This window comes from Nocardioides sp. GCM10028917, from assembly GCF_042666175.1.
GTDB lineage: Bacteria > Actinomycetota > Actinomycetes > Propionibacteriales > Nocardioidaceae > Nocardioides.
In genome coordinates, this window is record NZ_JBHTFL010000007.1 from 1,433,422 (window position 1) to 1,456,692 (window position 23,271).

The 23,271-nt window shown below is 73.2% G+C and carries 25 protein-coding genes; 9 read left to right on the forward strand and 16 right to left on the reverse strand.

Going from position 1 to position 23,271, the window contains the following annotated elements; all coding sequences use genetic code 11:
* Window positions 1–10 precede the first annotated feature (10 nt).
* Window positions 11–892, reverse strand: coding sequence for an A/G-specific adenine glycosylase (locus ACFQW6_RS16225; RefSeq protein WP_378547403.1), 882 nt, complete (start codon window positions 890–892; stop codon window positions 11–13).
* A 67-nt stretch (window positions 893–959) separates the two neighbouring features.
* Here ACFQW6_RS16225 and ACFQW6_RS16230 point away from each other — a divergent pair, with 67 nt between their 5' ends.
* Entirely contained in the window at window positions 960–1,769 is an 810-nt protein-coding gene (locus ACFQW6_RS16230) for a hypothetical protein (protein ID WP_378547406.1), read from the forward strand.
* Between the two features lie 396 nt (window positions 1,770–2,165).
* On the opposite strand, the gene disA is transcribed toward ACFQW6_RS16230, so the two are convergent.
* Window positions 2,166–3,260, reverse strand: a complete 1,095-nt coding sequence (gene disA / locus ACFQW6_RS16235) for a DNA integrity scanning diadenylate cyclase DisA (RefSeq protein WP_378547409.1) — start codon at window positions 3,258–3,260, stop codon at window positions 2,166–2,168.
* A gap of 119 nt (window positions 3,261–3,379) precedes the next feature.
* A complete protein-coding gene (gene radA / locus ACFQW6_RS16240; protein ID WP_378547412.1) occupies window positions 3,380–4,777 on the reverse strand; it encodes a DNA repair protein RadA in 1,398 nt (465 codons plus the stop codon).
* 143 nt (window positions 4,778–4,920) lie between these two features.
* Between radA and ACFQW6_RS16245 the strand changes: the two genes are divergently transcribed.
* A complete protein-coding gene (locus ACFQW6_RS16245) occupies window positions 4,921–5,964 on the forward strand; it encodes a LacI family DNA-binding transcriptional regulator (protein WP_378547415.1) in 1,044 nt (347 codons plus the stop codon).
* Window positions 5,965–5,971: 7 nt separating this feature from the next.
* Here ACFQW6_RS16245 and ACFQW6_RS16250 read toward each other — a convergent pair whose 3' ends face one another.
* From ACFQW6_RS16250 to ACFQW6_RS16295, 10 genes are all read right to left on the reverse strand, one after another.
* Window positions 5,972–6,655, reverse strand: coding sequence for a class I SAM-dependent methyltransferase (locus tag ACFQW6_RS16250; RefSeq protein WP_378547418.1), 684 nt, complete (start codon window positions 6,653–6,655; stop codon window positions 5,972–5,974).
* Window positions 6,652–7,290, reverse strand: a complete 639-nt coding sequence (locus tag ACFQW6_RS16255; protein WP_378547421.1) for a VOC family protein — start codon at window positions 7,288–7,290, stop codon at window positions 6,652–6,654. The genes ACFQW6_RS16250 and ACFQW6_RS16255 overlap by 4 nt, the downstream gene beginning before the upstream one ends.
* A gap of 59 nt (window positions 7,291–7,349) precedes the next feature.
* The gene (locus ACFQW6_RS16260; RefSeq protein WP_378547424.1) at window positions 7,350–8,720 is read right to left on the reverse strand and encodes an alkaline phosphatase family protein; all 1,371 of its coding nucleotides are present in this window, start codon (window positions 8,718–8,720) and stop codon (window positions 7,350–7,352) included.
* A 40-nt stretch (window positions 8,721–8,760) separates the two neighbouring features.
* Window positions 8,761–9,930: a metabolite traffic protein EboE gene (eboE, locus tag ACFQW6_RS16265; RefSeq protein ID WP_378547427.1), complete on the reverse strand. Its 1,170-nt coding sequence runs from the start codon at window positions 9,928–9,930 to the stop codon at window positions 8,761–8,763.
* 2 nt (window positions 9,931–9,932) lie between these two features.
* Window positions 9,933–10,817, reverse strand: a complete 885-nt coding sequence (locus tag ACFQW6_RS16270) for a TatD family hydrolase (protein ID WP_378547430.1) — start codon at window positions 10,815–10,817, stop codon at window positions 9,933–9,935.
* A complete protein-coding gene (locus tag ACFQW6_RS16275) occupies window positions 10,817–11,494 on the reverse strand; it encodes an EboA domain-containing protein (RefSeq protein ID WP_378547433.1) in 678 nt (225 codons plus the stop codon). Before ACFQW6_RS16275 ends, ACFQW6_RS16270 begins: the two co-directional genes overlap by 1 nt.
* Window positions 11,491–12,369 carry a sugar phosphate isomerase/epimerase family protein gene (locus tag ACFQW6_RS16280; protein ID WP_378547436.1) on the reverse strand — a complete coding sequence of 293 codons (879 nt, stop codon included), beginning with the start codon at window positions 12,367–12,369 and terminating at the stop codon, window positions 11,491–11,493. The genes ACFQW6_RS16275 and ACFQW6_RS16280 overlap by 4 nt, the downstream gene beginning before the upstream one ends.
* Complete coding sequence (locus tag ACFQW6_RS16285; protein ID WP_378547439.1) at window positions 12,366–13,229, reverse strand: SCO3242 family prenyltransferase; 864 nt, start codon at window positions 13,227–13,229, stop codon at window positions 12,366–12,368. The genes ACFQW6_RS16280 and ACFQW6_RS16285 overlap by 4 nt, the downstream gene beginning before the upstream one ends.
* Window positions 13,226–14,422 (reverse strand): inositol-3-phosphate synthase, encoded by a 1,197-nt coding sequence (locus tag ACFQW6_RS16290; RefSeq protein WP_378547442.1) that lies wholly within the window; start codon window positions 14,420–14,422, stop codon window positions 13,226–13,228. The genes ACFQW6_RS16285 and ACFQW6_RS16290 overlap by 4 nt, the downstream gene beginning before the upstream one ends.
* A gap of 67 nt (window positions 14,423–14,489) precedes the next feature.
* Window positions 14,490–15,272 carry a hypothetical protein gene (locus ACFQW6_RS16295; protein ID WP_378547445.1) on the reverse strand — a complete coding sequence of 261 codons (783 nt, stop codon included), beginning with the start codon at window positions 15,270–15,272 and terminating at the stop codon, window positions 14,490–14,492.
* A gap of 58 nt (window positions 15,273–15,330) precedes the next feature.
* Between ACFQW6_RS16295 and ACFQW6_RS16300 the strand changes: the two genes are divergently transcribed.
* The 5 genes from ACFQW6_RS16300 to ACFQW6_RS16320 all read left to right on the forward strand — a co-directional run bounded on the left by ACFQW6_RS16300 (window position 15,331) and on the right by ACFQW6_RS16320 (window position 19,345).
* The gene (locus ACFQW6_RS16300; RefSeq protein WP_378547448.1) at window positions 15,331–16,275 is read left to right on the forward strand and encodes a Ppx/GppA family phosphatase; all 945 of its coding nucleotides are present in this window, start codon (window positions 15,331–15,333) and stop codon (window positions 16,273–16,275) included.
* 2 nt (window positions 16,276–16,277) lie between these two features.
* Complete coding sequence (locus tag ACFQW6_RS16305; protein ID WP_378547451.1) at window positions 16,278–17,084, forward strand: sugar phosphate isomerase/epimerase family protein; 807 nt, start codon at window positions 16,278–16,280, stop codon at window positions 17,082–17,084.
* Window positions 17,081–17,698 carry a TetR family transcriptional regulator gene (locus tag ACFQW6_RS16310; RefSeq protein ID WP_378547454.1) on the forward strand — a complete coding sequence of 206 codons (618 nt, stop codon included), beginning with the start codon at window positions 17,081–17,083 and terminating at the stop codon, window positions 17,696–17,698. The genes ACFQW6_RS16305 and ACFQW6_RS16310 overlap by 4 nt, the downstream gene beginning before the upstream one ends.
* Window positions 17,699–17,823: 125 nt before the next feature.
* Window positions 17,824–18,543: an ABC transporter ATP-binding protein gene (locus ACFQW6_RS16315; protein WP_378547456.1), complete on the forward strand. Its 720-nt coding sequence runs from the start codon at window positions 17,824–17,826 to the stop codon at window positions 18,541–18,543.
* Between the two features lie 64 nt (window positions 18,544–18,607).
* Window positions 18,608–19,345, forward strand: a complete 738-nt coding sequence (locus ACFQW6_RS16320) for an ABC transporter permease (RefSeq protein ID WP_378547459.1) — start codon at window positions 18,608–18,610, stop codon at window positions 19,343–19,345.
* On the opposite strand, the gene ACFQW6_RS16325 is transcribed toward ACFQW6_RS16320, so the two are convergent.
* From ACFQW6_RS16325 to ACFQW6_RS16335, 3 genes are read right to left on the reverse strand one after another with little or no spacing between them, the layout of a single operon-like run.
* A complete protein-coding gene (locus ACFQW6_RS16325; RefSeq protein WP_378547462.1) occupies window positions 19,326–19,694 on the reverse strand; it encodes a hypothetical protein in 369 nt (122 codons plus the stop codon). The two genes, ACFQW6_RS16320 and ACFQW6_RS16325, sit on opposite strands and share 20 nt — an antisense overlap.
* A 28-nt stretch (window positions 19,695–19,722) precedes the next feature.
* Entirely contained in the window at window positions 19,723–20,490 is a 768-nt protein-coding gene (locus ACFQW6_RS16330; RefSeq protein WP_378547465.1) for a hypothetical protein, read from the reverse strand.
* Window positions 20,487–21,398 (reverse strand): ABC transporter ATP-binding protein, encoded by a 912-nt coding sequence (locus ACFQW6_RS16335; RefSeq protein ID WP_378547468.1) that lies wholly within the window; start codon window positions 21,396–21,398, stop codon window positions 20,487–20,489. Before ACFQW6_RS16335 ends, ACFQW6_RS16330 begins: the two co-directional genes overlap by 4 nt.
* An 89-nt stretch (window positions 21,399–21,487) precedes the next feature.
* Between ACFQW6_RS16335 and ACFQW6_RS16340 the strand changes: the two genes are divergently transcribed.
* Entirely contained in the window at window positions 21,488–22,417 is a 930-nt protein-coding gene (locus ACFQW6_RS16340; protein WP_378547608.1) for a proline dehydrogenase family protein, read from the forward strand.
* A gap of 30 nt (window positions 22,418–22,447) precedes the next feature.
* Window positions 22,448–23,248 carry a pyrroline-5-carboxylate reductase gene (gene proC, locus ACFQW6_RS16345; RefSeq protein WP_378547471.1) on the forward strand — a complete coding sequence of 267 codons (801 nt, stop codon included), beginning with the start codon at window positions 22,448–22,450 and terminating at the stop codon, window positions 23,246–23,248.
* Window positions 23,249–23,271: the final 23 nt, after the last annotated feature.

Genomic DNA, 23,271 nt, shown 5'->3' on the forward strand with positions numbered 1-23,271 from the left:
CCTCACCTGATCACCCCGGGAGCGCCCAGCGCCCCGGGGTGATCTGCGTCAGGAGCCCGTCGGCGACGAGCCCGGCGAGGCACCGCTCACGCTGCTCGTCCTCCGGCCAGGCGACCCGGAGCTGCGCGGCGCCGATCGAGTCGGCCTCCCGGGCGAGCGCCAGGATCCGGCCGCGGCACTGCCGGTCGGTGCCCGCCCAGGCCTGTCCGCGGCGGGGCGGTCCGTCGTACGCCGGGAAGCCGGCGCCGCGCCACGTGCAGTCCGCCGCGATGGGGCAGGCGTCGCACGACGGCTGGCGGGCGGTGCACACCAACGCCCCGAGCTCCATCGTCGCCACCGCCCACGTGGCGGCCGTGGCGGGGTCGTCGGGCAGCAGCGTGGTCGCCACGTCGCGCTCGGCGCGGGTGACGGCCGGCGCGGGCAGCTCGCGCCCGGAGACCGCGCGCGTGAGGACCCGGCGGACGTTGGTGTCGAGCACGACGTGCCGCTGGCCGAAGGCGAAGCTGGCGATCGCCGCGGCGGTGTAGTCGCCGACGCCGGGGAGCGCGAGCAGGTCGTCGTACGATGCCGGCACCTCGCCGGCGTGGCGCTCGACGATGGCCGTCGCCGCCGCGTGGAGGCGGAGGGCACGACGCGGGTAGCCGAGCCGCCCCCACATCCGCACGGCCTCCCCGGTGGGGTCGGCGGCCAGCGCGGACGGGGTCGGCCACCGCTCGAGCCATACGGCGTGGACCGGCAGCACGCGCGCGACCGGCGTCTGCTGCAGCATGAACTCGCTGACCATCACCGACCAGGGGGTGGCGGACTCCCCGCGCCACGGCAGGTCGCGCGCGTGGTCGTCGTACCAGTCGAGCACGGCGTCGTGCAGCGCGCTCGGGAACAGTGCGTCCATCGCGGCGATCGTAGGTGAGCCGGTGCGCCTCCGCCGAGACGGGCCGACCGCTACCTAACCTGAACCCATGCCGACGACCGTACGACCTCGTGGGCCGCTCCCGGCCCGGGTCTACTGGACCCGACGCCTCGTCGTCCTCGTCGTCCCGGTGCTGCTCGTCGTCGTGCTCGCCCGCGTGCTCGGCGGCTCGGCCGACGGCAAGGACCAGTCGAGGGCCACGGCCGCGCAGGCAGGCGCGACCACCGAGACGACCGCTGCGCCCACGGCCGGCCCGACCGCCGAGGTGGCGCCCGGCACCGGCAAGAAGGGCAAGAAGAGGAACCGCACCGTGGAGACCGTGCCGCCGGAGCCGGTCCTGGCCGAGCCGACCGGGCCGTGCACCGAGTCCGACATCGTCGCCACGCCTGTCCTGACGTCCGCGGCGGGTGGCGCGGACGTCCCGATCACGATCAACCTCCGCACCCTCGTCACCGAGGCCTGCACCTGGCAGGCGTCGCCGGAGACGATGACCGTCACCATCACTTCCGGCAGCGACTACATCTGGAGCAGCCGCGAGTGTCCGGTGTCGATCCCGCCGCAGGACGTGGTGGTCCGGCAGGCCGTCGACGCCCCGGTCGTCGTCACCTGGTCGGCCAAACGGTCCGACGAGGGCTGCACGAAGTGGACCGACTGGGCGATGCCGGGCTTCTACCACGTGCAGGCCGCGGCGCTCGGCGGTGACGCCACCGACGTCCAGTTCGAGCTCACCGGGGGTGTGCCCGCTGTGGTCACCACCACCGCGGACCCCCAGCAGCAGGGCGGCAAGAACAAGAACAACAAGAACGGCGACACCTCGCACACGCCCGGCGAGGACGGCGCGGGCAACTCCGCCGGCTGATCGCTCCGGCCGTTTGGTCTGTCGTTCCGCCTGTCGTTCCGCCTGTCGTTCCACCTGTCGAAGTCCCCGCTCGAGCGGGGAAACTGTCTCCTCGAGGCCGTTGCAACGGCCACCAGGAGTCAGAATCGCCCGCCAAGTCGTCCGGTGATGGGTACGTCGCGCCCCCGATCCCGGACCCTCGCACGTGCGGCGGTTGTGGCCCGCGGATCGCCGGGTCGGGGGCAACAACACGGGCACGTGCGGCGGGTGTGGCCCGTGCCTCCGCGCCCGCGCGTACGTCGTACGACCTGGTGAGGTCTCGACGCGGCCGTCACGACCTCGTGCCTCGGTCGTGGGCCTTGCTCGACATGGCCGCGCCCACACCGACCGCTCGTTCCTCGCGGCCGGCTGCGCGTCTCAGATGTAGCGCTCGGTGATGCTCGACTCGGCGAGGCGGGAGAGGCCCTCGCGCACGCTGCGGGCACGGAGCTCGCCGACGCCCTCGACGGCCTGGAGGTCGTCGATGCCTGCGGAGAGCAGCTGCTGGAGGCCGCCGAAGTGGTCGACGAGGCGGTCGACGACGGCCGCGGGAAGTCGGGGGACCTTGGCGAGGAGCCGGTAGCCGCGCGGGGCGACGGCGGCGTCGAGGTGCTCGGCGCCGCCGAGGCCGATGGCACGGGCCACCGCCGCCGGGTCGACCAGCTCGGTCGGGGAGAGGGCCTCGAGCTCGGCGACGTGGGAGGACGGGTCGGCCTGACGGCGACGGCCGCCCGGGAGGTAGTCGCGGACGACGAGGTCGCGCTCGGCGTCGACGCCGGTGACGAGCTCCTCGAGCTGGAGGGAGAGGAGGCGTCCGTCGGTGCCGAGCTCGAGGACGTAGTCCTCGATCTCGCGGGCGATCCGGATGACCATCTCGAGGCGCTGCGCGACGACGGCGACGTCGCGCACCGTGACGAGGTCCTCGATCTCGAGGGCGGACAGGGTCGCGGAGACCTCGTCGAGGCGGAGCTTGTAGCGCTCGAGGGTGGCGAGGGCCTGGTTGGCGCGGGACAAGATCTTGCCGGAGTCCTCGAGGACGTGGCGGATCTCGCCGACGTAGGCCGCGATGATCTGCATCGACTGGGACACCGAGACGACGGGGTGGCCCGTCTGCTTGGCGACGCGCTCGGCGGTGCGGTGGCGGGTGCCGGTCTCCTCGGACGGGATCGTGTGGTCGGGCATCAGGTGGACCGCGGCCCGGTGGATGCGGGTGATGTCCTTGTCGATGACGATCGCGCCGTCCATCTTGGCCAGCTCGCGCAGGCCGGTGGCGGTGAAGGGGACGTCGAGGGTGAAGCCGCCCGTCGAGATGGACTCGACGACCCTGTCGAGCCCCAGGACGATCAGCGCGCCGGTGCGGCCGCGGAGGATGCGTTCGAGCCCGTCGCGCAGGGGCGTGCCCGGTGCGATCGAGGCCAGGGTCGCGCGCAGCCTCAGCTGCTCGTCGATGCGCTCTGCCACCGGTCCCTCCACGTGCTCTCTCCTCGGGCGCCCCCGTGCGCCATCGGGTGAAGTGTAGGGGTGGGCGGGGTCGATCCACCGATCGTTTCGCCGCTAGGGGCCTCCGTCCGCGGTGAGGCGCCCCCCGCTCGTCAGAGGGGCGGCGTCAGGTCGAGGGTGAGCAGGGCGCCCAGGACGTCGTCGACCTCCACCACGCGGAGGCCGTCGACCACGCGTCGCGAGGGGATCCCGCGCTCGCTGGGCAACGCCCGCCCACGGGGGACGACCGCCACCTTGAAGCCGAGCCGTGACGCCTCGGCGATCCGCTGCGGCAGGTCGCGCACCCGGCGCAGCTCCCCGGCGAGGCCGATCTCGCCGATGGCCACGGCCCCCCGCGGCGGCGGCACACCGAGGTGGGAGCTCGCCACGGCGACCGCGATCGCCAGGTCGGCAGCGGGGTCGTGCAGCTTGGCCCCGCCGACGGTCGCGACGAAGGTGTCGCTGCCGGCGATCCGCAGCCGGGCGTGCCGCTGGAGGACGGCGAGCACCATGTCGACCCGCGACGACTCCACGCCCGAGACCGTACGGCGGGGCCGCTCGAGCGGGGACGGCGTCAGCAGCGCCTGCACCTCGGCCAGCAGCGGCCGGCGTCCCTCCATCGTCACGGCCACGCAGGTGCCGGAGACGTCCTGGGTGTGGTGCTCGACGAAGAGCCCGGTCGGGTCGGTGACGGCGGAGATGCCCTCGGAGGACAGATCGAAGCAGCCAACCTCGTCGACCGGGCCGTAGCGGTTCTTCATGGCACGGACCATGCGGAAGCGGGAGTTGCGGTCGCCCTCGAAGTGGAGCACCACGTCGACGAGGTGCTCGAGCACCCGCGGGCCGGCGATCGAGCCGTCCTTGGTGACGTGGCCGACGATCATCGTGGTGATGTTGCGGGTCTTCGCGACGCGGATCAGCGCGGCGGCGACCTCCTTGACCTGGGTGACGCCCCCGGGGACGCCGTCGATGCCCGAGGCGCCGATCGTCTGGATCGAGTCGACGACCAGCAGCGTCGGTCGTACGTCCTCGATGTGGGTGAGCACCGCCCCGAGGTCGGTCTCGGCGGCGAGGAACAGCTCGTCGTGCACGCCGCCGGTGCGGTCGGCGCGCAGCCGCACCTGGGCGGCCGACTCCTCGCCGGTGACGTAGAGGGTGCGCTGCCGGGTGCTCGCGGTCTGCGCGGCCACCTCCAGCAGGAGCGTGCTCTTGCCGACGCCCGGCTCGCCGGCCAGCAGGATGGCGGCGCCCGGCACGAGCCCGCCGCCGAGGACGCGGTCGAGCTCGGGGACCCCGCTGGGCCGCGCGACCGACTCCGTGATCGAGACCTGGCCGATGGGCACCGCCGGCGTCGAGACCGGACCGGCGGCGGCGCGCAGGGTCGGCGCGCCCGCCTCGGCGACGGACCCCCAGGCCTGGCACTCCCCGCAGCGGCCGACCCACTTGGCCGTCTCCCACCCGCACTCCGAGCAGCGGTAGGAGGAGCGCACCCGAGCGGTCTTCGTCGACATGCACCACACGCTAGGCGAGCCCACCGACACCCCGGCGCCCGCCGCGCGCGCCGTGCCTCACCCGTCCGGTGGGCGTGCCCCCGCGGGGCCGGGGCTTATGCTCACCCGGTTGGATCGATCTAGGGCGATCGGGAGGGGGAGCCATGGCGCGCAACGAGCACCGCACCGGGAGCACGCTGCCGGTGACGCCGCCCACCCTCGCCGACGTCGCCGAGCGCGCCGGGGTGTCGCGCCAGACGGTGTCCAACGCGGTCAACAACCCCGACCTGCTGCGCCCCGACACCCTCGAGCGGGTGCGCCAGACGATCGCCGAGCTCGGCTACTCACCCAACCGCGCCGCCCGCAACCTCCGCACCCGTACGTCGTCCCTCATCGGCCTGCGCTTCGCCCCCGCCCAGGAGGGCACCGCCAACGCCGCGATGGACCGGTTCGTGCACTCGTTGGTCGAGGCGAGCGAGGGGGTCGGCTACCACGTCCTCCTCTTCCCGGGCGACGACGAGGACCCGGTCGGCGGCTACGACAACCTGCTGCGCTCGACCGCGGTGGACGCCTTCGTCGTCACCGACACCTACCTCGGCAACCCGCAGGCCGCGTGGCTGAGCCAGCAGCGCGCCCCGTTCGTCGCCTTCGGCCGGCCGTGGGACGACGACGAGGCCCGCCACGTGTGGGTCGACGTCGACGGCGCCGCGGGCATCGCGCTCGCCACCCAGCACCTCATCGACCGCGGCCACACGCGGATCGCGTGGATCGGCTGGCGCAAGGACTCCCCGATCGGCGAGGACCGGCGCTCCGGCTGGCTGCGCACGATGCACAAGAACGGCCTCTCCACGACCGGCATGGCTTCCAGGGTCGAGGACGTCGTCCACAGCGGCGCCGAGGCGGCCGCGGTGCTGCTCGACGAGTCCGCCCCGACGGCGTTCGTCTGCGCGTCCGACACCCTCGCGATGGGCGTCCTCCACACCCTCTGGATCCGGCAGCTCGCGCCCGGACGCGACATCGGCGTGGTCGGCTTCGACGACTCCCAGGTCGCCCAGGTCTACCCGGTGGGTCTCACGTCCGTACGCCAGCCGCTGGAGGACGTGGCGGTCGAGATCATCCGCACCCTGCGCGCCCTGCTCTCCCACCAGCCCGTCGAGACGCGCGGCGTGCTCCTCGAGCCGACGCTGGCGATCCGCGAGTCGAGCTGACGCCAGCTCAGAAGTGGCGCCACCAGAGGTTGACCGCGTAGTCGACGTCGGTGCCGCGGTGGGAGACGAGCGCCTCCTCGGCCACCTCGGGCGGCAGCTCGATGCGGACGACGGACTCGAGGTCCACGCGCGAGGCGAAGGACCACCCCATGTCGATCGGCCGCCGCTGCCAGCCGTGCATCGACCAGAACCGCTCCACCGCCCCGGGGTCGACCTCGGGGAAGCCGCGGCGGAACCAGCGACCGAACGTGGACCGGGTCGGGTCGTTGTCGACCACGAACGCGGTGCCCCCGCGGCGTACGACCCGGTCGAGCTCCCTCAGCCCGGGCTCCGAGCCGGGGCCGAAGAAGTACGCCCAGCGGGCGTGCGCCACGTCGACGGACGCGTCGGGCAGGGGGAGCGCCTGGGCGCCGCCCTCGAGGACGCGGACGTGCACCAGCGAGCGCATACGACGACGCGCGAGCGCGACGAGCGGCGGGTGCGGCTCGACGCCGACCACCCGCGCCGCGGACCCGGCCCACATCGGGAGGTGGAAGCCGCTGCCGCAGCCGATGTCGAGGACCGTGCGCCCCGCCCAGTCACCGATCTCGCGCATCGCGGTCGCGATGCGGTCGTGGGGATCGGCGGCGCGGTTCTCGAGCTCGTACAGCTCGGGGGTGTTCCAGATGTTCGGAGAGGGGCGTGGCTTCAAATACGGACGAGCCCGTGGGGGGTCTGCAGCTGGACCGCGACGATGCCGGGGGTGCCGTTGGGGGCGACCCACTCCACCTTCACGTCCTCGAGCGGCGCCTCGACGGTCTCGCCGAGCCACTCGCTGACGCGCTGGGGGTCGCCGGCGATCTCGAGGCAGTCGAGGGAGTACGCGCCCGTCGCGCCGTTGCTGGGGTGGAGGTCCGAGGAGGACTGCCACTGGATGAAGAACGGCAGCTGCGGGTCGGAGAGCAGGCCGTTGACGCCGATCTGCTGCCAGAGCAGCTCGGTGCCGTCGGGACGACGACGGTTGCCCTTGACCGCCTCGCGACCGAGCCGCGACTCGATCTGGGAGATGTCGGCGACGGAGACGACCCAACCGAGCCAGCCGCCGCCGAGGGCGGAGCGGGCGCGAACGGCCTGGCCGAAGGGGGCCTTGTCGCTGGCGGGGTGGTCGAGGACCTCGACGATCTCCATGTAGATGTCGCCGGCCAGCGGCAGGGTCATGTTGCGGGTGCCGAAGCGGGGATGGATGCCCCCGTCGACGAAGTCGGTGCCGAGCAGCCCCCCGATGCGCTGGGCGGTGCTGGCAAGTCCATCAGGTCCGGCGGCGAAGCTGACGTGGTCCAGGCGCATGACCAGATTCTGGTCCGCGCGCATGTCGGCTCTGACACCGGGGTCGGAGTTTCTTGACGTCAAGAGGTGCCGGCGAGCCTCAGCATCAGGTCGCGCACGTCGGTGGCGGCCACCGACCCGGAGACCGCGCCCGGGGTGCTGCACACGAGCATGGGCCCCAGCGTGGGGTCCTTCGGCAGCCGTCCGTGGGTGCCGCGCACCGGCGACGGGTCGAGCGGCACGACCTTCATCGCGTACCGCAGCCCCGCCATCTTCCTGGCGAGGGTGAGCCCGGCCTTGAGCTTGACCGCCTTGTCCTCGGGATCGAAGAACAGCTCGGCGGGGTCGTAGCCCGGTTTGCGGTGGATCTCGACGCCCCGGGCGAAGTCGGGCGCCCGGGCGTCGTCGAGCCAGTAGTAGTAGGTGAACCAGGCGGTCTCGTCGGCGACGAGCACCAGGTCGCCGGAACGCTCGTGGTCGAGGCCGTACGCCGCCTGCGCGCTGCGGTCGAGCACCTGGTCGACGCCGGGAAGCTCCGCGCACAGCCCGCGGACCGTCTCGAGGTCGGCGGGGTCGTCGACGTAGACGTGCGCGACCTGGTGGTCGGCGACGGCGAAGGCCCGCGAGGTCCACGGGTCGAGGTACTCCATGCCGTCCTGGGTGTAGACCTCGAGCAGCCCGCTGCGCCGCAGCATCCGGTTGACGTCGACGGGCTGGTCGGCGTCGGTGATGCCGTACTCCGAGAGCACCAGCGTGGTGACGCCGGTGCGCTCCGCGTCGTCGAGGAGCGGCGCCAGCGCGGCATCGATCTCGCGGGCGGCCCTCACGGCCTCGTCGGAGTCCGGGCCGAAGCGCTGGAGGTCGTAGTCGAGGTGCGGGACGTAGCAGAGGGTGAGGTCGCTGCGCGGCATCAGCCGGCGGGTGGCGGCGATGATCCACTCGCTCGAGGCGATCGCGGCGGTCGGGCCCCAGTAGGTGAACAGTGGGAACTCGCCGAGCGCGTCGACGAGCTCGTCGTGGAGCTCGGGCGGACGGGTGTAGCAGTCGGGGGCCTTCTTGCCGTCGGCGTAGTAGATCGGCCGCGGGGTGACCGTGTAGTCGGTCGTCATGCCCATGGCGTACCACCAGCAGACGTTGGCGACGGTGTAGTCGGGGCGCTCGCGGCGGATCGTCTCCCACACCTTCTCGCCCTTGACGAGCTTGTTGTGCTGGCGCCAGAGGAAGACCTCGCCCAGCTCGCGGAAGTACCACCCGTTGCCCACGGCGCCGTGTCCGGACGGCGGCAGGCCGGTGAGGAACGTCGACTGCACCGAGCAGGTCACGGCCGGGAGGATCGGCTCCAGGGTGGCCTGCGAGCCCGCGTCGGCGAGGCGGCGCAGGCGGGGCATGTGCCGGAGCAGGTCGGGGGTCAGGCCGACGAGGTCGACGACGAGCAGCTTGGGGTGGGCCACGGTGGCGTCCTGTCTGGGGTGTGGGGGGCGGGGAGGTCGGTCAGTCGAGGGGGGTGAGGCCGAGCCCGACGAGCTCGTCGCGCACCCACGCCAGCTCGGCGGCGAGCCCGGCGGCCAGGGCGTCGTCGTCGGCGGGGGCACCGTCGGGCAGCACGGACCAGGTGTAGGTCTCGACCTCGAGGTGGTCGGTGCGGGCGGTGTCGCCGCCGAGGAGCGCGTCCAGCGAGGCTCGCAGGTCGTCGCGGCTGTTGCGCAGCGGTGGCGCGGGGTCGGCGTGGACCGGCACGTGGAAGTGCACCCGCCACGGCGACCGGTCGTCGAGCGGCCGGCGTCCGTCGAGGGCGTCGGGGAGGTCGTCGCGGGACGCGAGCCGCTGCCCGACGCGCTGGCGGACCTGGTGCAGGAAGCGGTCCTCGGAGTACGACGTCAGCGCGGCGCGGGTGTCCGGGTCGGCGGGGTCGTCGACGACCAGCGCGGCGGCCGGCTGCACCTTGACGACGTCGAGGCCGGCGGCGTCGAGCCGGGCGAGCGCGTCGGTCGCGTCCTCGAAGCCGACGGCGAGGTGGCACAGGTCCAGGCACACGCCGATCCGCTCGCGGTCGGCCGCGTCGAGCCGCTCGACCGCCTCGGCGATGGTCTCGATGACGCAGCCGGGCTCGGGCTCGAAGGCGACCCGCACGGTGCGCCCGGTCTCGGCCTCGACCTCGGCCAGCCCCTCGGCCAGGGCCTTGAGGTGCAGCTCGGCGTGCGACTGGCGGTCGGCCAGCCACGGCGCGCGCCAGGCGAGCGGCAGGGTCGAGATGCTGCCCCGGACGGCGTCCTCCGGCATCAGCGCGGCCAGCACGCGGGCCACGTCGAGGGTGTAGTCGAGGCGGGAGCGCTCCGCCCAGGTCGGGTGGTAGACGCGCTTCTTGACGACCTCGTCCTGGAAGGCGGCGTAGGGGAAGGCGTTGAGGGTGACGATCTCGACGCCGTGCTCGTCGATCGCGTCCCGCAGCCGGGCCACGGCGTCGAGGTCGGAGGCGAGGCGGCGCGCCGCGGCCGCCGGGAGCCACATCCCGAGGCCGACGCGGTCGGTGCCGAGGTGCTGGCGCAGCCGGTCGCCGTACGTGCCCACCTGGGCGATGAGCCCGTCGACGTCCTCGGCCGGCAGGACGTTGGTGCCGTAGCCGAGGTGGACGACGGTGCCGTCGGGGTGCTGCAGCCTCATCGTCAGTCCCGCGAGCCGCGCAGGATCGAGTTGCCCTCGAAGGTCGCCGAGGCGTCGGCGGACGCGTCGGCGGAGGCGTCGTCGGCGAGGTCCGGGTCGACGAGCAGCCGGCCGCTCTGGCCGAAGAACTCGATCGGGTTGCGCCACAGCACGCGGTCGACGTCGTCGGCGGAGAAGCCGGCCTCGAGCATCGCCGCACCGGTCTTCGAGGTCTTGAGCGGGTCGCTGCGGCCCCAGTCGGCGGCCGAGTTGACCAGCACCCGGTCGAGGCCGCGGCGCTGCAGGATCGCGACCATCCGGTGCTCGTCCATCTTGGTGTCGGGGTAGATCGAGAACCCCATCCAGCAGCCGGCCTGGTCGACCTGGTCGACGGTGACCTCGTTGAGGTGGTCGACGACGACCATGCCGGGTGCAAGGCCCGACTCGGTGACGAGCTCGAGGGTGCGGCGGGTGCCCTGCTCCTTGTCGCGGTGGGGCGTGTGGACCATCGCCGGCAGCTCGAACTCGACGGCGAGCTCCAGCTGCCGCACGAACGCCTTCTCCTCGTCGACGGTCATCGAGTCGAAGCCGACCTCACCCACGGCGACCACGCCGTCCTTGGCGAGGTAGCGGGGGAGCACGTCGAGCACCTCGGCGCACCGCGGGTCGTTGGCCTCCTTGGGGTTCAGCGCGATCGTGCAGTGGTGGGCGATGCCGAACTGCGAGGCGCGGAACCGTTCCCAGCCCACGAGCGCGTCGAAGTAGTCGGTGAACGAGCCGACGGTGGTGCGCGGCTGGCCCAGCCAGAACGCCGGCTCGACGAGCGCGCGGACGCCGGAGGCGTACATCGCCTCGTAGTCGTCGGTGGTGCGCGACGTCATGTGGATGTGCGGGTCGAAGATGCGCATCAGGAGTCCTTCTGCTGGCGCTGGTCGGGGTCGTTCTCGAGGGAGGCGGCGCAGGCGTCGAGGACGACCTGCACGTCGAGGGGTACGTCGCGCCCGGCGGCCTCGCGCTCGCGCTGGTAGCGCTGCACCATCTCGGCCAGCTGACGGTCGGCGCGGCGCGCGAGCCCGGTGACCGACGCGACCAGGACGCCGGTGAACAGGCACTTGAGCACGCCCTGGCGCCACGAGTCGTCGTCCAGCCGGTCGCTGTGCGGACCCATCGCGGCGGCGACGAGGCGGGTGTCGTTGGTCCGCAGGGCGTCGAGCACGATGTCGGTGCCGTCGAGCGCGCCCTCGACGGCGGCCTCGATGCCGTTGAGGACCTGCAGGACGGCGCGCTTCTCGTCGCTGTCGCCGTAGCGGTAGAGCTCGCGCAGCTCGTCGAGCAGCGCGTCGGACTCGATCCTGCTGGCGGCCAGCGCCACCAGCTCGACGCGTACGGCGTCCTCGAGGAGCACGCCGTCGGTCCCGGGCAGGGGCCCGCGCCCGGTCCTGCGTGCGGTGGCGGGGAAGACGCGCCCGAGCCGTGCCGGGTCGGCCGCGACCTCGTCGCGGAGCGCGTGCCACCGCTCACGAGCGCCGTCGTCGAGGGCGGCCTCGATGACGCTGTGGTCGGCGAGCGGCTGGATGGCGGTCATGGTCGTTCTCCTTCCGCGCCGAGGCGCTCGAGCGACGTGCGCAGGGCGGCGATCTGCCGCGCGGCAACGGTGGGTGCCGCGTGCGAGTGGCGCGGGAGCTCGACGCTGGCGAGGCCGCCGAAGCCGGTGGCCAGCAGCGCGCGGAGGACCGCGTCGAGGTTGAGGGTGCCGGTGCCGAGCTCGAGGTGCTCGTGGACGTCGCGCACCATGTCGTCGACCTGCACGTTGCCGATGAGCGGACCGGCGACGGCGATGGACGCCTCCGGGCTGCGCGGCTCGTTGCACACGAGGTGGCCCAGGTCGAGGGTCAGCCGGAGGTGCTCGGGCTCACCGAGCCGGCGGCGCAGCTCGAGCGCCTCGTCGACCGTGTCGACGTGCATGCCGGGCTCGGGCTCGAAGCACACCGTGACGTCGAGGTCGTGCGCGAGGTCGAGCACGGGACCGAGGCCGTCGGTGAGCCGGCGCCAGCCGTCCTCGGCGCTGGCGCCTTCTGGAAGGACGCCCGACCAGCACGACATCGCCTCGGCGCCCAGGTCGGCGGCGATGCGCACGGCACGGGTCAGGAGCTCGATGCGCGGGCCGCGGTCGCCGTCGCTGACCAGGGTGGGCTCGTGCTTGTGCCACGGGTCGAGGACGTAGCGCGAGCCCGTCTCGATGACGACGGCCAGCCCGTGGTCGGCGAGGGACTTCGCGGCACGCGCCGTCTGGGCGGTCGCGTCGTCGGCGAAGGGGTCGAGGTGCGGCTGGTCGAGGGTGAGGGCGACACCGTCGTAGCCGAGCCCGGCGATCACCGCGCAGGCGTCGGGGAACCGGTGCCCGGAGAAGCCGTTGCTGCCGTAGCCCAGCCGCAGGGCGCCCTTCGCCGGGGCGCTCACGTCGGGCTCCAGCGGCGCGACAGGGCGCGGTAGGCCGGGCCGGCGCCCACGACGGTCGCGGCCGCGGCCAGCCGGCCGCGGCGGGCGAGCCAGGCGCCCTGGAGGAGCGAGAACCCGCCGATCCCGGTGCGGGTGGCGGCACGGGCTGCCTCGGCCGTGGGCTGCTGCGCGGCGCGGGCCTGGGCGCGGCCGACCACGACGGCGTACGCCGCCGACAGGCCGACGCCTGCCGTGCGAGCGAGGCGACCGGCGTGCGGGTCGTGGAACGCGGCGTGCGCCGTGGCGGCGGCCACCGCGAGGGTGCCGGCCGCGACCGCACCGGCGACCTCGGGTCGGGTTCCGTGCACCTCCCCGCGGCTGAGCCAGGTGAGGCCCGCGGTGTGCGCGGTCATCGCGAGTGCCGGCTGCCAGGCGCTCGCGGGCGAGGCGTGGGCGCCGAGGAGGACGTCGAGCCCCCGTGTGGACGCCATCGCGAGGGGTCCGACGGCCGCGTCCTTCGCGACGGCGTCGTACGCCACCACCATGAGCGCGAGCGGGGCCGCAACAGCGACGGCAGAGCGACCGCCGACGATGGCGGCGACGCCAAGGCCGGCCGCACCGAGCCCGGCGGCGACGGCGAGGGCGGCGTCGGGACTGACCCGGCCCGAGGGGATCGGGCGCTCGGGCCGCTCCTCGGCGTCGACGTGGCGGTCGCACCAGTCGTTGAAGGCCATGCCCGACCAGTAGAGGCAGGTGGAGGCGATCGGCATCGCCCAGCCCCGCCCGGCGGTCGCCGCGTGCGCGGCGCCGGACCACGCGTCCCCCGGGATGGAGAACGCGGCGGGGGCCCGGGTCAGCTCGACGAGGTCGGCGACCCTCACGTCGTCACCCGGTCGGCGCACTCCGTCGACCAGGCGAGCAGGGCGTCCCACTGCTGCGCGAGTCGGTGCTCCTGCGAGCCGATCGGCTGCTTGAAGAAGAAGCCGAGGGCGGCCAGGGGGCCGGTCTCGCCGACGGCCACGGCCCGCGCGGTGAGGCGTGCGAGGTCGAGCACCAGCGGCGCCGCGAGGGCCGAGTCGCAGCCCTCCCAGGTGAACTGCATCGTCATCCGGGTGCCGAGGAAGCCGTCGAAGCGGACGTGGTCCCAGGCGGTCTTCCAGTCGCCGAGGTCCTCGACGTAGTCGATGTGCATCGGCCCGGGCACCGGGTGGCCGAGCATCGACTCGAGGCCGGACCGCTTGGTGCTCGTCTTGCTCTCCCGGGCCGCGGGGTCGGACAGGGTGGACCCGTCGCCGCCGCCGAGGAGGTTGATCGAGGTCCACGACCGCACGGCCAGCGACCGGGTGGAGAACATCGGCGCGAGCGCCGACTTCACCAGGGTCTCGCCCGTCTTGCCGTCGCTGCCGGCGTACGGCAGGCCACGCTCCGCGGCGAGCTCGACCAGGGCGGGCACGTCGATGCCGGGACTCGGCGTGAAGGCGACGTAGGCGGCTCCGGCCAGCACGGCCGCGCAGGCGTAGACCGAGCTCGCCGACAGGGGCGCGCGTCCGGCCGACCAGGCGGCCTCCAGGTCGGCCCAGGTGGCGGCGTCGGTGCCGGCGTCGTGCGGCGGCTCGGTGCTCGAGACGTCGACGACGACGACCCGGTCGACGCCGGCGGCGAACTCACGGATGTCGTCGGCGAGGCGCTCCACGTCGACGCGTTGGTCGCCGGACTCGCCGTGGCGCACGCCCGGGCGCAGCCGGGCCTCGGTCGCCTCGAGCTCGGCGGTGACCTGGTGCGCGAGGATCCCCGGCACCACGCCGCCCGCCACCAGGCGCTCGGCCTGCTTGACGAGCGGGAGGGTGTCGACGTCGTGGCCGCCCACGACGATGTCGGCGTACGCCGGCAGGCCGCGCGCGTCGAGGTCGGGGTGGGCGCAGACGCAGCCGGTCTCGTCGGTCAGGTGGGCGGCGAGGGCGCTCAGGCCGATGGTCGCGGTGGTCGCGAGCGAGCCGCGAGCGCCGATGAACCAGATGCCGAGAGTGCCGCCGGGGCCGTGATCCTCGGTCCGGGGGTTGGGGGAGGGTGCCACCTGTCGAAGGTAATGCACGTCACAACCACTTTCAACGCAGGGTCCAGCACTTTTGCGCGGCTGTCGCTCAAAAGTGCCGTGGCGACGCGGGGTGCAGTGCGAGCGCTGATCGCGAAACCGCGTGGGCCTCGCAGTGCCGCACCAGCTCGGCGTACGCCTCGGCGCCCATGAGCTCGACGAGCTCGGGCTCGTGGGTGAGGTAGACCGGCTCGGGCGCGACGTGCGCCTCGGTGTTGCCCGAGCAGTACCAGTCGAGGTCGTGCCCGCCCGGACCCCAGCCGCGGCGGTCGTACTCGCCGATCGAGACCTCGGTGTAGGAGGTGCCGTCCTGCCGCTCCACCTCGCGGAACTGGCGGCGGATGGGCAGCTGCCAGCACACGTCGGGCTTGGTCTCCAGCGGGTTGCGGCCCTGGCGCAATGCGAGGCCGTGCAGCGCGCAGCCGGCGCCGACGTGCCCGGCGCCGGTGGTGAAGTCGGTGCGGTTGTGGAAGACGCACGCCTGCTGGCCGTCGACCTCCACGACCCGCGTCTTGCGCTCGCCGTCGTCGTCGGTCTCGATCCAGTCCGCCTTGCGCACCGCACGACGCGGGTGGAGCTGCCAGTCGTCGGGGGTGAGCTCGGCGACGAACGCCGCGACCCGCTTCTCGTCGTCGCGGTCGGCGAAGTGGGCGCCGAGGGTGCAGCACCCGACGTCGGGGGCGTCCGCGTAGATGCCTTGGCACCCCTGGCCGAAGATGCACGTGTAGGCAGAGGTCAGCCAGGTCAGGTCGCAGCGGAAGACCTGGGCGTCGTCAGCGGGATCGGCGAACTCGACGTACGCACGGGGGAAGACCAGGTCGACTTCGGGCACACGGCCAGCCTAGTTGCGCCGTCCCGGCCCAGTAGCCCGGCCTAGTAGCGTGGCAGGCATGCGCCTGGGCGTCCTCGACATCGGATCCAACACCGGCCACCTGCTGGTGGTGGACGCGCACGGTGGCGCCGCCCCCCTCCCGGCCTCCTCGCACAAGCAGCCGCTGCGCCTCGCCGAGCACCTCGACGAGGACGGGGCGGTCACCAAGAAGGGCATCAAGGCCCTCACGGACTTCTGCTCCTCGGCGACGCGGATCGCCGAGGACAAGGGCTGCGAGGAGATGCTCGGCTTCGCCACCTCGGCCGTGCGCGACTCGGCCAACTCCGACGAGGTGCTCGCGCACGTCGAGAAGCACAGCGGGGTGGCGCTGGACGTGCTGTCGGGGGAGGACGAGGCCCGCCTGACGTTCCTGGCCGTCCGCCGGTGGTTCGGCTGGTCGGCCGGCCGGCTCGCCGTCTTCGACATCGGCGGCGGCTCGCTCGAGATCGCTGGCGGCACCGACGAGGCCCCCGACGTCGCCTGGTCGCTCCCGCTGGGCGCGGCCCGGCTGGCCCGGGCCTGGTTCGGCGGCGGCCGGCCCTCCGACGACGACGTACGCGAGCTGCGCCGGCAGGTGCGCGCCGAGATCGCCCGCGACGCCGGCCACCTGCTGCGCGGTGGTGTTCCCGACCGGGCGGCCGCGACCTCGAAGACCTTCCGCTCGCTGGCGCGGATCTGCGGCGCCGCGCCGAGCGGCGACGGTCCGCTCGTGCCGCGGGCGCTCGAGCTCGACGCGCTCTCGAGCTGGATCCCCAAGCTGATGGACATGTCCGCCGAGGACCTCGCCGAGCTGCCCGGGGTCTCGCCGAGCCGCACGCACCAGATCGTGCCGGGCGCCCTCGTCGCCGAGGCCTGCATGGACATCTTCGACCTGACGGAGCTGGAGATCTGCCCCTGGGCGCTGCGCGAGGGCGTGATCCTCGAGCGGCTCGACCAGATCTCCGTCATCACCAGGGTGCGCTGACCATGGTCACGTCCTCGTCCGTCCCGCTGATCGGGCTCTCCTCCGCCTCGGTCTACCCGGAGTCGACGGCGCACGCCTTCGGGTGGGCGGCGCAGCTCGGCTACGACGCGGTCGAGGTGATGGTCGGCATCGACTCGCTGAGCCAGCAGGTCGACGCGGTCAAGAAGCTCAGCGACCACCACCAGGTGCCGATCTGCGCCGTGCACGCCCCCTGCCTGCTGTTCACCCAGCGGGTCTGGGGCACCGACCCGTGGGTCAAGCTGGAGCGGTCGGCCGAGATGGCGGACGCGGTCGGGGCCGACGTGGTCGTGGTGCACCCGCCGTTCCGTTGGCAGAAGGACTACGCCGCCGGCTTCGTGGAGGGCATCGCGTCCCTCGAGGCGCGCACCGGCATCGCCTTCGCCGTCGAGAACATGTATCCGTGGCGCGCGTCCTCGCGCCGCGGGATGGAGATGTACCTGCCCGGCTGGGACCCGAGCTCGGAGAGCTACGCCAACACCACGATCGACCTCTCCCACGCGGCCATCGCCCGAAGCGACGTCATCGAGATGGCCGACCGGATGGGCGACACCCTGCGCCACATCCATCTCACCGACGGCACCGGCTCGGCCAAGGACGAGCACCTCGTGCCCGGTCGCGGGGTGATGAAGGCCGAGGCGTTCCTGCGCCACCTCGCCGCTCGGGGCTTCTCCGGCCACGTCGTGCTCGAGATCAACACCCGGCGCGCCGCCAGCAAGACCGAGCGCGAGGCCGACCTCAGGGAGTCGCTGGAGTTCGCCCGCGCGCACCTCGCCGTACCCACGCCATGAGCACCCCGGCGACCTCTCCCACCAACCCGCGCACGTCCCGCGGCCGGCGCCCCGGAGCCCCCGACACCCGGGCCGAGGTCCTCGCCGCCGCGAGGGCGTCGTTCGCCGAGAAGGGCTTCCGGGGTACGACGATCCGGGCCGTCGCGGCGTCCGCCGGTGTCGACCCCGCGCTCGTGCACCACTACTTCGGCAGCAAGGACGACCTCTTCCTCGCCGCGCTGGAGATGCCCGTCGACCCGCGCGAGCTCCTGGCTCCCGTGGTCGCCCAAGGGCCGGACGGCGCCGGGGAGCGGCTCCTTCGCACCTTCCTGTCGGTGTGGGACGATCCGGAGATCCAGGTGCGGCTGCTCGCGGTGGTCCGCTCGGTGCTCAGCGAGGACGGCGCGACCCTGCTCAACGAGGGCTTCATCCCGGTAGTCGTCGGCCCCGTGCTCGCGCAGCTCGTGGTGGACCGCCCGGAGGTGCGCGTACCTCTCGTCGCCAGCCAGGTCGTCGGGCTCATCGTCACCCGCTACCTCCTCGCCCTCCCGCCGATGGCCGAGATGTCGGCCGACGACGTCGTGGCGCGGGTCGGCCCGGTGCTCCAGCACTACCTGACGGGCGACCTGCCGTAGCCGTCGTACGCCTGTCCGCCGCGAGGGTCGAGCGGTGTGTGACGCACGTTCTCGGCCGTCAGAACCTGCCTCACTCACCGCTTGCGGGGTTGACGGCGTGCTCGCCTCGGCGCACAATTCAACACATGATGAAAAACGTCGTGGAGGTACGGGACCTCGTCGTCGTGCGCGGCGAGCGCGAGGTGCTGCCCGGCATCTCGCTCGACGTCCCGGCCGGCGTCACCGGCCTGCTCGGACCGAGCGGCTGCGGCAAGACGACGCTGATGCGCTGCCTGGTCGGGGCGCAGCAGGTGCGGTCAGGGACCGTCGAGGTGCTCGGGGAGCCCGCGGGCAGCCGCCCGCTGCGGACCCGCGTCGGCTACGTCACCCAGGCCGCGAGCGTCTACGACGACCTCACCGTGGCGGAGAACCTCGCCTTCTTCGCCCGCGTGCTCGGGGTCGACCGCGCCCAGGTCGACGAGGCCGTCGACGCGGTGGGTCTCGACGACCACCGCTCGCAGGTCGTGGGCCGGCTCTCGGGCGGACAGCGCAGCCGGGCCAGCCTGGCGGTGGCGCTGCTGGGTACGCCGGACCTGCTGGTGCTCGACGAGCCGACGGTCGGCCTCGACCCGGTCCTGCGCCGCGACCTGTGGGACCTGTTCCACCGGATCGCCGACGGCGGGGCCGCCGTGCTGGTCTCGAGCCACGTCATGGACGAGGCCGAGCGCTGCCACCGGCTCCTGCTGATGCGCGAGGGCCGGATCATCGCCGACGGCTCGCCCGACGAGATCCGTCGCAGCACCGGTGCCCCGGACGTCGAGCAGGCGTTCCTCCACCTCGTCGAGGGACCGGGTGGTGCCCGATGAGTAACACCCCACGACGTTCTTCTCCTCCGCTGCGCTCCCCCGAACAACGCCCCGGGGACCCCGAATGAGCGCGCGCATCACGCTCGCCGTCGCCGGTCGCGTCCTCACGCAGGTCCGTCGTGACCACCGCACGCTGGCCATGCTGATGGTGGTCCCGTGCGCGCTGATCACCCTGTTGTGGTGGATGTTCGCGGACCTGCCCGGTGACCTCTTCGACCGCTTCGGGCCGGGCCTGCTGGCGATGTTCCCCTTCATCGTGATGTTCCTGGTGACGAGCGTGACGACGCTGCGCGAGCGCTCGTCCGGCACCCTCGAGCGGCTGCTCACGATGCCCCTCGGCAAGCTCGACTTCCTGCTGGGCTACGCGATCGCCTTCGGCCTGCTGGCCGCCGTGCAGTCGACGCTCGCGGTCGCCGTCAGCGTCGGCCTGCTGGGCCTCGACGTCGCCGGCCCGGTCTGGCTCCTCGGTGTCGTGGCCGTCGCCGACGCCGTCCTCGGCACGGCGCTCGGGCTGCTGGTGAGCGCGTTCGCGACGACCGAGTTCCAGGCGGTGCAGTTCATGCCCGCGTTCGTGCTGCCGCAGATCCTGCTCTGCGGGCTCTTCGTGCCGCGCGAGGCGATGCCCGCCGTGCTCGAGGCGATCAGCAACGTGCTGCCGCTGTCGTACGCCGTCGACGCCATGCAGGAGCTCGTCGGAGCGGCCGACACGAGCGCGGTGTGGCGCGACGTGGCGGTCGTGGCCGGCTTCGCGCTGGGTGCGCTCGCGCTGGGCGCCGGCACCCTCAGGCGCCGGACACCCTGACCCGGCTGAACAGCCACGCGCCCACCGCGAACAGTCCGGCGTACATCGCGGTCAGCATGATCACGTCCGCGATCGACGCGGCCGTGTCGTCGGCGGCGACCAGGACGACGGCGACGACACCTGCGACGACGGTGGTCGCCGCGGCGGCGCCGAGGGCCAGCACCATGCCGTCCGGTCGGAACCGGGTCGCCACGGCGACGACCAGCAGGACCGCCGGCGCCGCCAGGTAGAGCCAGTCGCGGTCGCCGTCGCCCACGATGCCGAGGGCACCGATGCCCAGCAGGAGGAACAGGACGGTGCCGAGGGACGCGCCGAGGGCGAGCAGGTAGCGGGAGCGGGGTGTGGACACGGGTTCCTCCGGGAGTGGTGGATGGACGTCAGTGGTCGGCATCGGTGGCGAGGAGCCGCCACCCGCCGGCGGCCAGCGCGGCGAGCGACCAGGCCACCATCGTGAGGCGGGCCGAGGTCGTGGTCATGTCGTCGCTCGGTCCCTCGCCGAAGATCAGGAAGAGGGCACCCGAGCCGGGCAGGTGGGTCGAGACGCTGAGGGTCCAGTCGTAGGGGAGCTGGGCCAGCAGGAGCGGTCCCACGAGGAGGAGCGCGATGGCGAGGACGAGGGCGGCGGCCGTGCTGCGGGTCGCGAGGCCCAGCCCGACCCCGAGCAGGGCGCCGCAGGCCAGGACCACGCCCATCTCGCCGACGAGGGCGGCGCCGTCGTCCAGCGGGAGGCCGAGGAACGGGACGAACGTCCACACCACGACCGCGCCAGCGGTCATCGACAGCAGCCCGAGGAGGGTCGTGGTGCCGGCGACGACCGCGGTGCGGGCCGCGAGCAGGATGCCCCGCCGGGGCGTCCACTGCAGCGTCGGCACGATTCCGCCGGTCGCGTTGTCGGCGGTCGCGATCACCGCGGCCATCGCGACGAGGCCGAAGAGCGCGAACATCCCGGTGAAGCGGATGCCGTCCCAGGCCGTCGACCCCGGTGTGATCTCCGACGGGTCGCCGGATGCGTCGTTCCCGATGACCGCGCCGAACCCGAGGACGACGACGAGCAGGGCGCCGGCGAAGATCCAGCTCGACCGGACGGTCCAGATCCGGGACCACTCCGCGCGACCGGCGCGGACGAGGGTGAGGGCGGGGCTCATCGGGCGAGTCCTTCCGGGACGGGGTCGACCTGCTGACCGGTGAGGGCGAGGTAGGCGTGCTCGAGCGACTGCTCGACCTCGGAGAGGTGGTGCACGGGTACGCCGACCGCGTGGGCGAGGTCGCCGACGTCGGCCGGCCCGATCCCGGCCACCTCCAGCTCGTCGGTGCCGGTCCGCTCCGCGAGGGCGTGGGCGGGGAGGTGGCGGATCAGGTCGTCGGGGCGCGGTGTGCGGACCCGCACCCGCGGGCCGCCCGCCCGGCCGAGGAGCTCGGCGACCGTCGAGTCGGCCACGAGTCGGCCGTCGCCGATGACCACGACGCGATCGGCGACGAGCTGCACCTCGCTCATCAGGTGGCTGGAGACGAGGACCGTGCGCCCCTCGTCGGCGAAGCCTCGCAGCAACGACCTGATCCAGCGCACGCCGTCGAGGTCGAGGCCGTTGACCGGCTCGTCGAAGAGCAGCACCTGCGGGTCGCCGAGGAGCGCAGCGGCGATGCCGAGCCGCTGCCGCATGCCGAGCGAGTACCCGCGGATCCGGCGGCGGCCCGCATGGGCGAGGCCCACCTGGTCGAGCACCTCGTCGACGCGCGACGAGGCGATCCCGTGGGTGTGGGCCGCGATCCGCAGGTGCGCCCGACCGGTGCGGCCGGGGTGCATCGCGCCCGCGTCGAGCAGCGCCCCGACCTCACGCAGCGGAGCCGGCAGTGCGGCGTACGGCCTGCCGCCCACGGTGGCCGTGCCTGCCGTCGGTCGGTCGAGGCCGACGATCATGCGCATGGTGGTGGACTTGCCGGCGCCGTTGGGCCCCAGGAAGCCGGTGACGGCTCCCGGCACGACGTCGAACGTGAGGTCGTCGACGGCGCGGATGCTCCCGTAGACCTTGGTGAGGCCGCGTGCGGTGATCATGCGGACGACGCTAGGAGAACACCGACCCGGAAGGGGTGGAGGAGCTGTGAAGGTTCGGTGGAGGTCGGCGTAGCCTTGCCGCCATGTCGTTGCTCCGCCAGCCGATCCTCCTCCTCGCCCGCAGCCAGGGGGTCAAGAAGCTCGTGTCCACGATGCCGGTCTCGAGCTCGATCGTGACCGGCTACGTGCCGGGCGAGAAGACCGCCGACGCGGTGGCGGCCACGTCGGTCCTGGTCGACGACGGCCTGCGGGTGACGCTCGACTACCTCGGCGAGGACACCACCGACGCGGCCCAGGCCGAGGCGACGGTCGCGGCCTACAAGGAGGTCCTCGCCGACCTCGCGGCCAAGGGCCTCGCGCCGCACGCGGAGGTGTCGGTCAAGCTCAGCGCGATCGGCCAGTCCCTCCCCGACAACGGCCACAAGGTCGCCCTCGAGAACGCCCGCGAGATCTGCCGCGCCGCCCGCAACGCCGGCACCACGGTGACCCTCGACATGGAGGACCACACCACCACCGACTCGACGCTCTCGATCCTGCGCGAGCTCCGCAAGGACTTCCCCGAGACCGGCGCCGTGCTGCAGGCGATGCTGCGCCGCACGGAGGCCGACTGCCGTGCCCTGGCCTACGAGGGATCGCGGGTGCGGTTGTGCAAGGGCGCCTACATGGAGCCCGAGAAGGTCGCCTTCCAGGACCGGATCGACGTCGACAAGTCCTACGTCCGCTGCCTCAAGGTGCTGCTCGGCGGCCAGGGCTACCCGATGATCGCGACCCACGACCCGCGCATGGTGCAGATCGCCTCGTCGCTCGCCAGCCGCTTCGGCCGGCGGCCAGGCACCTACGAGTTCCAGATGCTCTACGGCATCCGTCCCGAGGAGCAGAAGCGCCTCGCGGGCGCCGGCGAGACCGTGCGCGTCTACATCCCCTACGGCACCGAGTGGTACGGCTACCTGATGCGCCGGCTGGCCGAGAAGCCGCAGAACCTCGGGTTCTTCGTCCGGTCCCTGGTCTCGAAGAAATAGGAGCCGGCCGGCCGGCAGTAGATTGCTGCCATGAGCACAGCGATCATCGGCGCCGGCGTCATGGGCGAGACCCTGCTGTCCGGACTGGTGCGTGCCGGTCGCCGCGTCGACCAGCTGATGGTCGGCGAGAAGCGTGCCGAGCGGGCGCGCGAGCTCGAGGAGCGGTACGGCGTGGCCGTCGTGTCCAACCGCGAGGCCGCCGCCAAGGCCGACACGGTCGCGCTGGTCGTCAAGCCGCAGGACATGGGCGACGTGCTCGACGAGATCGCCCCCGACCTGCGCGCCGGCCAGCTGCTCGTGTCGCTCGCCGCCGGCATCACGACGTCCTTCATCGAGGCGCGGGTGCCCGACGGCGTCGCCGTGGTCCGGGTCATGCCCAACACCCCGGCGCTCGTCGACGAGGGGATGGCCGCCATCTCGCCCGGCTCGCACTGCGACGAGTCGCACCTGACCGAGGCCGAGTCGCTGATGGCGTCGACGGGCAAGGTGCTTCGCATCCCGGAGAAGCAGATGGACGCCGTCACCGCGATCTCCGGGTCCGGGCCCGCCTACATCTTCTTCGTCGTGGAGTCGATGATCGAGGCGGGCGTCCACCTCGGCCTGCCGCGCGCCACGGCGACCGAGCTGGTCGTGCAGACGCTCGTCGGGTCGGCGGCGATGCTCCGCGAGACCGGGTCCCACCCCGTGGTGCTGCGCGAGCAGGTCACCTCGCCGGGCGGCACGACCGCCTCGGCGTTGCGCGAGCTGGAGGTGCACCGCGTGCGTGCGGCCTTCCTCGCCGCGATGGAGGCCGCCCGCAACCGCTCTCGCGAGCTGGCCGAGGGCAGCTGACCGCTCGGGGTGGGAGTAACGTC

Bases quoted from the DNA above. Each gene is read 5' to 3' on its own strand.
- ACFQW6_RS16225 (WP_378547403.1), bottom strand. From the start codon at position 892: ATGGACGCACTGTTCCCGAGCGCGCTGCACGACGCCGTGCTCGACTGG.
- ACFQW6_RS16230 (WP_378547406.1), top strand. From the start codon at position 960: ATGCCGACGACCGTACGACCTCGTGGGCCGCTCCCGGCCCGGGTCTAC.
- radA (WP_378547412.1), bottom strand. From the start codon at position 4,777: ATGTCGACGAAGACCGCTCGGGTGCGCTCCTCCTACCGCTGCTCGGAG.
- ACFQW6_RS16245 (WP_378547415.1), top strand. From the start codon at position 4,921: ATGGCGCGCAACGAGCACCGCACCGGGAGCACGCTGCCGGTGACGCCG.
- ACFQW6_RS16255 (WP_378547421.1), bottom strand. From the start codon at position 7,290: ATGCGCCTGGACCACGTCAGCTTCGCCGCCGGACCTGATGGACTTGCC.
- eboE (WP_378547427.1), bottom strand. From the start codon at position 9,930: ATGAGGCTGCAGCACCCCGACGGCACCGTCGTCCACCTCGGCTACGGC.
- ACFQW6_RS16270 (WP_378547430.1), bottom strand. From the start codon at position 10,817: ATGCGCATCTTCGACCCGCACATCCACATGACGTCGCGCACCACCGAC.
- ACFQW6_RS16275 (WP_378547433.1), bottom strand. From the start codon at position 11,494: ATGACCGCCATCCAGCCGCTCGCCGACCACAGCGTCATCGAGGCCGCC.
- ACFQW6_RS16300 (WP_378547448.1), top strand. From the start codon at position 15,331: ATGCGCCTGGGCGTCCTCGACATCGGATCCAACACCGGCCACCTGCTG.
- ACFQW6_RS16305 (WP_378547451.1), top strand. From the start codon at position 16,278: ATGGTCACGTCCTCGTCCGTCCCGCTGATCGGGCTCTCCTCCGCCTCG.
- ACFQW6_RS16310 (WP_378547454.1), top strand. From the start codon at position 17,081: ATGAGCACCCCGGCGACCTCTCCCACCAACCCGCGCACGTCCCGCGGC.
- ACFQW6_RS16315 (WP_378547456.1), top strand. From the start codon at position 17,824: ATGATGAAAAACGTCGTGGAGGTACGGGACCTCGTCGTCGTGCGCGGC.
- ACFQW6_RS16320 (WP_378547459.1), top strand. From the start codon at position 18,608: ATGAGCGCGCGCATCACGCTCGCCGTCGCCGGTCGCGTCCTCACGCAG.
- ACFQW6_RS16330 (WP_378547465.1), bottom strand. From the start codon at position 20,490: ATGAGCCCCGCCCTCACCCTCGTCCGCGCCGGTCGCGCGGAGTGGTCC.
- ACFQW6_RS16335 (WP_378547468.1), bottom strand. From the start codon at position 21,398: ATGATCACCGCACGCGGCCTCACCAAGGTCTACGGGAGCATCCGCGCC.
- proC (WP_378547471.1), top strand. From the start codon at position 22,448: ATGAGCACAGCGATCATCGGCGCCGGCGTCATGGGCGAGACCCTGCTG.